Below are 8,219 nucleotides of genomic sequence, written 5' to 3'. Positions count from 1 at the left end.
ATTTGCCTGGCGGCACTAGCGCGGTGGTCCCACCTGACCCCATGCCGAACTCAGAAGTGAAACGCCGTAGCGCCGATGGTAGTGTGGGGTCTCCCCATGTGAGAGTAGGGAACTGCCAGGCATCAAATAAAACGAAAGGCTCAGTCGAAAGACTGGGCCTTTTGTTTTGTCTGTTGTCTGTCGGTGAGCGCGCTCCTGAGGAGGACAAATCCGCCGGGAGCGGATTTGAACGTTGCGCAGCAACGGCCCGGAGGGTGGCGGGCAGGACGCCCGCCATAAACTGCCAGGCATCAAATAAAGCAGAAAGCCCAGTCGGAAGACTGAGCTTTTTTGCGTTTATGTCATCCGGCGAGAATGCCGGCATGCCTCCCCGGTGGCGCTGCGCTTACCTGGGCTACACGATCCGTAGCCCGGACAAGGTGCGCAGCACCGTCTCCGGAGAGGCTCCTGTCTAAGGGTTAGCAGTTGCGACGTCAATCTTAGTCTGCTTCAGCCTGCTGCTCATGTATCAAATTCAATAACGGATACGGTTGCCCCAGATCGTCCGTTTCAGACCGCCCTGTCACCCTAAAACCCATTCTCTGATAAAACCCGACCGCTTGTTCATTCTGCTCATTTACGTTTGTCGTCAGCTTCGGCATTAACGACAGCGCATGCTCAATCAGCAATCTCCCCACGCCGCAGCCGCGGACATTTGGATCGACGAACAGCGCATCCATATGATCTCCGGTCAGTAGCATAAAGGCGATCGGCTGGTCCTCCGTGTTAACCGCCACCCACAGCGGAGCCTCCGGTAAAAATGCGCGTACCATCTCCTCCAGCTCCTTTCGATACGCTTTTGACAGAAAGTCGTGGGTGGCGTCGACCGACCGACACCAGATCGCAATCAGTTTATCCCCTTCATCAGGCCGGGAACGGCGGATGCTAATAACCATATTTTCTCCTTTTCTTCATTCTTATATTCTAACTCAATGCGCGCCGTGAAATTTTCTCACCGTGAACATGCAGACTCGACATTCACCCGATTCCTGGTTATCTTCAGCTATCTGGATGTCTAAACGTTTATACGTATGCTATGAGGTAATAGAGTTATGCCAATTCGGGTGCAGGACGAGCTACCAGCCGTCAATTTCTTGCGCAATGAAAACGTCTTTGTAATGACGACAACGCGTGCAACAACTCAGGAAATCCGCCCCCTGAAGGTGTTAATCCTCAACCTGATGCCGAAGAAAATCGAGACGGAGAATCAGTTCCTGCGTCTGCTGTCGAACTCTCCGCTGCAGGTGGACATCCAGTTATTACGTATCGATGCGCGGGAGTCACGTAATACGCCGGCGGAGCATCTGAATAATTTTTACTGCAATTTCGATGAGATCTGCGATCAGAACTTTGACGGCCTGATCGTCACCGGCGCTCCTTTAGGCCTGGTTGAATTTAATGATGTCGCTTACTGGCCGCAGATCAAACAGGTGCTGGAGTGGGCCAAGGATCACGTCACTTCGACGCTGTTTGTCTGTTGGGCGGTGCAGGCCGCGCTGAATATTCTGTACGGCATTCCCAAGCAAACCCGTGCCGAAAAGATTTCTGGCGTCTATGAACACCATATTCTACACCCACACGCCTTACTGACCCGCGGTTTCGACGACTCTTTCCTCGCCCCACACTCACGCTATGCTGACTTTCCGGCAGGGCTTATCCGTGACTATACCGATCTCGAGATCCTCGCGGAGACAGAAGAGGGCGATGCGTATCTGTTCGCCAGTAAAGATAAGCGTATCGCCTTTGTCACCGGCCACCCCGAATACGATGCCAATACCCTGGCAAGTGAATATTTCCGCGATGTGGAAGCCGGTTTGAACCCTGAGGTTCCCCACAACTATTTTCCGCAAAACGACCCGCAGAACAAACCGCGCGCTACCTGGCGCAGCCACGGTAATCTGCTGTTCGCTAACTGGCTGAACTATTACGTCTACCAGATTACACCATACGATCTGCGGCATATGAATCCAACGCTGGAGTAATACTCCGCACGAAACGATCCTAAAGCGTTTCAGCACTTTGCCTCTGGCACCTTCGGGTGCCTTTTTTATTTCCGAAATTCACCTCACAGCTGATGATAACTTTAATTTCATTGTTATCAATATGTTAATGTTATTTTAAAATTAAAATGGAAATTGTTTTTGATTTTGAAAATTAATTGAGTAGTCTTAATTGTGCTGAGCGAAAACTGCACAACGATCTTTCGCTCGCTTCCAGCGGATCAACCAAGAGGAGCAGCACAATGACGCAGCAGGCGACAATCACCGATGAACTGGCCTTTAGTCAGCCCTATGGCGAGCAGGAGAAGCAGATCTTAACGCCTGAGGCGGTAGAATTTCTGACGGAACTGGTGAGCCGCTTTACGCCGGCGCGCAATAAACTGCTGGCCGCGCGTCTGCAGCAGCAGCAGGCTATTGACGATGGGCAGCTGCCGGATTTTATTTCGGAAACTGCTTCCATTAGAAATAGCGACTGGACCATTCGTGGTATCCCGGCGGATTTACAGGATCGCCGCGTTGAAATTACCGGCCCCGTCGAGCGCAAGATGGTCATTAACGCGTTGAACGCTAACGTAAAAGTCTTTATGGCGGACTTTGAGGATTCGCTGGCGCCTGACTGGCGTAAAGTCATTGATGGTCAGATCAACCTACGCGATGCCGTGAACGGGACCATCAGCTACACCAATGAGGCTGGCAAAATCTATCAACTGCAGCCCAATCCCGCTGTGCTGGTATGCCGTGTGCGCGGTCTGCACCTGCCGGAAAAGCATGTGACCTGGCGTAATGAGGCCATCCCCGGCAGTCTTTTCGATTTTGCGCTCTATTTCTTTCATAACTACCAGGCGCTGCTGGCGAAAGGAAGTGGTCCCTACTTCTATCTGCCAAAAACCCAGGCCTGGCAAGAGGCGGCATGGTGGAACGATGTCTTCAGCTTTACTGAAGATCGCTTTGATTTGCCGCGCGGCACCATCAAGGCCACGCTGCTGATTGAAACACTGCCGGCGGTGTTCCAGATGGATGAGATCCTGCATGCGCTTCGCGACCATATTGTCGGCCTGAACTGCGGCCGCTGGGACTATATCTTCAGCTATATCAAGACGCTGAAAAACCATCCGGACCGCGTACTGCCGGACCGCCAGGTGGTGACGATGGATAAACCCTTCCTTAGCGCCTACTCACGGTTGTTGATTAAGACCTGCCACAAACGCGGGGCGTTTGCGATGGGCGGGATGGCGGCCTTTATCCCGAGCAAAGATGTCGAGCGTAACCGTCAGGTGCTGAATAAAGTCACCGCCGACAAAGAGCTGGAGGCGAACAACGGTCACGATGGCACCTGGATCGCCCATCCTGGGCTGGCGGATACCGCCATGGCGGTGTTTAACCGCGTGCTCGGCGACAAGCCGAATCAGCTCTCGGTGACCCGTAGCGAGGACGCGCCCATTACCGCCGAACAGCTGCTGGCCCCCTGCGAGGGCGAGCGCACGGAAGCCGGGATGCGCGCCAACATTCGCGTGGCGGTGCAGTACATCGAAGCCTGGATCTCCGGCAACGGCTGCGTACCGATTTATGGCCTGATGGAAGACGCCGCGACAGCCGAGATCTCGCGCACCTCTATCTGGCAGTGGATCCATCATCAGAAAACCCTGAATGACGGCACGCCGGTCACAAAAGCGCTGTTCCGCCAGTGGCTGGCGGAAGAGCTGATGGTGATTCAGGAAGAGCTGGGAGAGCACCGCTTCAGCCATGGCCGCTTTGACGATGCGGCGCGGCTGATGGAGCAGATTACCACCTCCGACGAACTGATTGATTTTCTGACATTACCGGGCTACCGCCTGCTGGCCTAATCGCCAGATGGTGTGGTTCGCCATTTAGTCCTTCACCAATGCGCCTGGAGAGCCAGGAAATTATATGGAGCATCTGCACATGAAAACCCGTACCCAACAAATCGAAGAATTAAACAAAGAGTGGACGAACCCGCGCTGGGAAGGGATTACCCGCCCGTACAGCGCGGAAGAGGTGGTGAAATTACGCGGCTCGGTGAACCCGGAATGCACGCTGGCGCAGCTTGGCGCGGCGAAAATGTGGCGTCTGCTGCACGGTGAAGCGAAGAAAGGATACATCAACAGCCTTGGCGCGCTGACCGGCGGCCAGGCCTTGCAGCAGGCGAAGGCCGGCATCGAAGCCATTTATCTCTCCGGCTGGCAGGTGGCGGCGGATGCTAACCTGGCGTCCAGCATGTACCCGGATCAATCGCTGTACCCGGCCAACTCGGTACCGGCGGTGGTGGATCGGATCAACAATACCTTCCGCCGCGCCGATCAGATCCAGTGGTCAGCCGGGATTGAGCCGAACGATCCGCGCTTTATCGACTATTTCCTGCCGATCGTGGCGGATGCGGAAGCCGGTTTTGGCGGCGTCCTTAATGCCTTCGAGCTGATGAAATCGATGATTGAAGCCGGTGCAGCGGCTGTTCACTTCGAAGATCAGCTGGCGTCGGTGAAGAAGTGCGGTCATATGGGCGGTAAAGTGCTGGTCCCGACCCAGGAAGCGATACAGAAATTGGTGGCGGCGCGTCTGGCGGCTGACGTGATGGGGGTCCCGACGCTGGTGATCGCCCGTACCGATGCTGACGCTGCCGATTTAATTACCTCAGACTGCGATCCGTACGATCGTGAGTTTATTACCGGGGATCGCACCAGCGAAGGGTTCTTCCGCACCCATGCCGGGATCGAGCAGGCGATCAGCCGCGGGCTGGCCTATGCGCCGTATGCGGACCTGGTGTGGTGTGAAACGTCGAAACCGGATCTTGAGCAGGCGCGTCGCTTTGCTGAAGCCATTCATGCGCGTTTCCCGGGCAAACTGCTGGCCTATAACTGCTCGCCGTCGTTTAACTGGAAGAAAAATCTCGATGATAAAACCATCGCCAGCTTCCAGCAGCAGCTGTCGGACATGGGATACAAGTACCAGTTTATTACCCTCGCCGGGATCCACAGCATGTGGTTCAACATGTTCGACCTCGCCCATGCTTACGCACAGGGTGAGGGGATGCGCCATTATGTTGAAAAAGTGCAGCAGCCGGAATTCGCCGCCGGGCCGGAAGGCTATACCTTCGTCTCGCATCAGCAGGAGGTGGGTACCGGCTACTTCGACAAGGTCACCACCATTATCCAGGGCGGCGCCTCGTCGGTGACGGCGCTGACCGGCTCGACCGAAGAAGATCAGTTTTGAGCCATGCCCGGTGGCACGACGCTAACCGGGCCAGTGAAGGGATCCAGGCCGGATAAGCGAGCGCGCCATTCGGCCTGACGTGGTGCCGGATGGGGGAGTTCGATGACGCGTGGTCTGGAATTACTGATTGCCCAAACGATATTGCAGGGATTTGACGCTCAGTATGGGCGTTTTCTCGAAGTGACTTCCGGCGCGCAGCAGCGCTTTGAACAGGCCGACTGGCATGCGGTGCAGCAGGCGATGAAACAGCGGATCCACCTCTATGACCACCATGTGGGTCTGGTGGTGGAGCAGCTGCGCTGCATCACGGAAGGAAAGAGCACGGATGCCGACTTTTTGCTGCGGGTGAAAGCCCACTACACCCGTTTGCTGCCGGATTACCCTCGTTTTGAAATTGCCGAGAGCTTTTTCAATTCGGTCTACTGCCGCCTGTTTGACCACCGCTCGCTGACCCCCGAGCGGCTCTTTATTTTCAGCTCGCAGCCCGAGCGTCCTTTTCGCACCCTTCCGCGACCGCTGGCGAAAGATTTTTTTGCCGATCGCGGCTGGCCGCACCTGCTGGGTAAAGTGCTGTCCGATCTGCCGCTGCGGCTGCCGTGGCAAAATAAAGCGCGGGATATCGGCTATATCATTGCCAGTCTGCAGGAGGCGCTGGGGGAGGCACTGCTCGCCACCTGTCATCTGCAGGTCGCCAATGAGCTGTTCTATCGTAATAAAGCCGCCTGGCTGGTGGGCAAACTGGTGATGCCGATGACCACGCTGCCCTTTTTGCTGCCGATCCATCGCAGCGACGAGGGCGAGCTGTTTGTCGATACCTGCCTGACCACCCATGCCGAAGCGAGCATCGTGTTTGGCTTCGCGCGTTCCTATTTTATGGTTTATGCGCCACTGCCCGGCGCCCTGGTGGAATGGCTGCGCGAGATCCTGCCGGGGAAAACCACGGCCGAGCTGTATATGGCGATTGGCTGCCAGAAGCACGCTAAAACCGAAAGCTATCGTGAATATCTGCACTACATCGCTCGCTGCGATGAGCAGTTTATTGAGGCGCCGGGCATTCGCGGGATGGTGATGCTGGTGTTTACCCTGCCGGGGTTTGACCGGGTGTTTAAGGTGATCAAAGACCGCTTCGCGCCGCAGAAAGAGATGACCGCCGCCCACGTGCGCGCCTGCTATCAGCTGGTAAAGGAGCATGACCGCGTCGGGCGGATGGCGGACACGCAGGAGTTTGAAAATTTCGTGCTGGAGAAACGACAAATCGCGCCGGCGCTGCTGGCGCTGCTGCAGGCGGAGGCGGGGAACAAACTGACCGACCTCGGCGACCGGATTGTCATCAGTCATCTGTATATTGAACGGCGAATGGTGCCGCTCAACCTGTGGCTGGAGCAGGTTAACGGCCAGGCGCTACGCGATGCGGTAGAAGAGTATGGGAATGCTATCCGCCAGCTGGCCGCCGCCAACATCTTTCCCGGTGATATGCTGTTTAAAAACTTCGGCGTCACCCGCCACGGCCGGGTGGTGTTCTACGACTATGACGAAATCTGCTATATGACGGAAGTGAATTTTCGCCAGATCCCACCGCCGCGCTATCCCGAGGATGAACTGGCCAGCGAGCCGTGGTACAGCGTCTCGCCGGGGGATGTGTTCCCGGAGGAGTTCCGCCACTGGCTGTGTGCCGACCCGCGCATTGGGCCGCTGTTTGAGGAGATGCATGCCGACCTGCTGCGCGCCGACTACTGGCGCGAACTGCAGACGCGGATTAAAAACGGCCATGTGGAAGATGTCTACGCCTACCGGCGCAAGCAGCGTTTTAGCGTGCGCTATGGCGCCGACAGTAGGCCGGATAAGGCGTTTACGCCGCCATCCGGCAAGGTGCGCCGATCTGCCTGATGGCGCTACGCTTATCAGGCCTACTTAAAATGCCCCGGTGGGGCATTTTTTTTTATTTAACCCCGCCGTATGCCAGCGTGACCTCTTTCGCGGCCTTAATGACCAGCGCGCCCAGCTCGGTCACCCGGTCATCGGTCATGCGTGAGATGGGGCCGGAGATGGAGATTGCCGCGAACGGTTCGCGGTGTTCATCATAAATGCAGGCGGCGACGCAGCGGAGGCCGAGCGCGTGCTCCTCGTCGTCGAACGAGTAGCCCCGCTTGCGGGTCTGCGCTAAATCTTCCTTCAGATGCAGCGGCGAGACCAGCGTGGCATGCGTATAGGCATGTAGCCCTTTACGGTGCAGGAGGCTGGTAACCTGCTCTTCGCTCAGCTGCGAGAGAAACGCCTTCCCGGCGCCGGAGGCGTGCATCGGCAGTTTTCCGCCGATCGGCGCCGACATCCGCATCAGCTGGGTGCACTGCACCTGGTCGATAATGATCGCCTGGTGGTCGCTCTGGTCAAGCACTGCCAGATTCACCGTTTCACCGGAATCTTCCATCAGCTGGCGCAGGATCGGGTGGACAATCGCCAGCAGATTGCGGCTTTGCAGAAAGCTGCTGCCGACCACGAAGGCATGCGCGCCGACGGCCCAGTGGCCCAGCTCGCCGACCTGGCGGACGAAACCCAGCTGCTGCATGGTGGTCAGCAGGCGGTGAGTGGTTGAGTTAGGCAGACCCGCCTGCTGCGCCAGCTCGGTCAGCGCGACGCTGCTGTGGGATTCGGCAATCCATTCGAGCAATTTCAGGCCGCGGGTCAGCGACTGAACCTGACCGCCAGCCTGCTGGGCGGTGGCAGCCGCGGGTTTTCTGCCGCGTTTCGCGGGAACGGGGGTAGTGGCCATCGCGGACTCCTTTTTCTGTATCGTGGAAATAATTTTCGTTTTATTTGGCGATAATGCAATCACTACCGGACTCATCGGAGGAGTGAAGCTGAACATGTCTCATATTGCCCGTTGTTGTCTTTTCCGCTCCGGTGGTTTATGCCAGTATGGTTTGTTGGCTATTTGGCCTGAGTTGAGCGTTG

Annotated in this window: 6 protein-coding genes and 1 rRNA gene; 5 read left to right on the top strand and 2 right to left on the bottom strand. The window is 56.6% G+C overall.

The window, feature by feature from the left end; translation table 11 throughout:
* Nucleotides 1-5: 5 nt before the first annotated feature.
* Nucleotides 6-121: ribosomal RNA gene (gene rrf / locus GT756_RS23765) — 5S ribosomal RNA — on the top strand.
* A 358-nt stretch (nucleotides 122-479) separates the two neighbouring features.
* Here rrf and GT756_RS23760 read toward each other — a convergent pair.
* Entirely contained in the window at nucleotides 480-935 is a 456-nt protein-coding gene (locus tag GT756_RS23760) for an acetyltransferase (RefSeq protein ID WP_160125105.1), read from the bottom strand.
* 156 nt (nucleotides 936-1,091) lie between these two features.
* Between GT756_RS23760 and metA the strand changes: the two genes are divergently transcribed.
* The 4 genes from metA to aceK all read left to right on the top strand — a co-directional run bounded on the left by metA (nucleotide 1,092) and on the right by aceK (nucleotide 7,154).
* Nucleotides 1,092-2,021: a homoserine O-succinyltransferase gene (gene metA, locus GT756_RS23755; protein ID WP_004206830.1), complete on the top strand. Its 930-nt coding sequence runs from the start codon at nucleotides 1,092-1,094 to the stop codon at nucleotides 2,019-2,021.
* Nucleotides 2,022-2,281: 260 nt separating this feature from the next.
* Nucleotides 2,282-3,883, top strand: coding sequence for a malate synthase A (gene aceB / locus GT756_RS23750; RefSeq protein WP_032456808.1), 1,602 nt, complete (start codon nucleotides 2,282-2,284; stop codon nucleotides 3,881-3,883).
* 79 nt (nucleotides 3,884-3,962) lie between these two features.
* Nucleotides 3,963-5,267 (top strand): isocitrate lyase, encoded by a 1,305-nt coding sequence (gene aceA, locus GT756_RS23745; RefSeq protein ID WP_004206828.1) that lies wholly within the window; start codon nucleotides 3,963-3,965, stop codon nucleotides 5,265-5,267.
* Nucleotides 5,268-5,369: 102 nt separating this feature from the next.
* The gene (gene aceK, locus GT756_RS23740; RefSeq protein WP_064190086.1) at nucleotides 5,370-7,154 is read left to right on the top strand and encodes a bifunctional isocitrate dehydrogenase kinase/phosphatase; all 1,785 of its coding nucleotides are present in this window, start codon (nucleotides 5,370-5,372) and stop codon (nucleotides 7,152-7,154) included.
* 52 nt (nucleotides 7,155-7,206) lie between these two features.
* Here the strand turns inward: aceK and iclR are convergent, their stop codons facing one another.
* The gene (iclR, locus tag GT756_RS23735) at nucleotides 7,207-8,037 is read right to left on the bottom strand and encodes a glyoxylate bypass operon transcriptional repressor IclR (RefSeq protein WP_004206826.1); all 831 of its coding nucleotides are present in this window, start codon (nucleotides 8,035-8,037) and stop codon (nucleotides 7,207-7,209) included.
* Between the last annotated feature and the right edge of the window lie 182 nt (nucleotides 8,038-8,219).

Origin of the sequence: Klebsiella sp. Q2, assembly GCF_009900705.1 — a bacterium.
In the GTDB taxonomy this organism is placed as follows: Bacteria; Pseudomonadota; Gammaproteobacteria; order Enterobacterales; family Enterobacteriaceae; genus Klebsiella; species Klebsiella quasipneumoniae.
Note: the sequence above shows the minus strand (reverse complement) of the source record. Positions and strands in the feature narration are given on the sequence as shown.

Coding starts and splice junctions, on each gene's coding strand:
- GT756_RS23760 (WP_160125105.1), bottom strand. CDS start 935: ATGGTTATTAGCATCCGCCGTTCCCGGCCTGATGAAGGGGATAAACTG.
- metA (WP_004206830.1), top strand. CDS start 1,092: ATGCCAATTCGGGTGCAGGACGAGCTACCAGCCGTCAATTTCTTGCGC.
- aceB (WP_032456808.1), top strand. CDS start 2,282: ATGACGCAGCAGGCGACAATCACCGATGAACTGGCCTTTAGTCAGCCC.
- aceA (WP_004206828.1), top strand. CDS start 3,963: ATGAAAACCCGTACCCAACAAATCGAAGAATTAAACAAAGAGTGGACG.
- aceK (WP_064190086.1), top strand. CDS start 5,370: ATGACGCGTGGTCTGGAATTACTGATTGCCCAAACGATATTGCAGGGA.
- iclR (WP_004206826.1), bottom strand. CDS start 8,037: ATGGCCACTACCCCCGTTCCCGCGAAACGCGGCAGAAAACCCGCGGCT.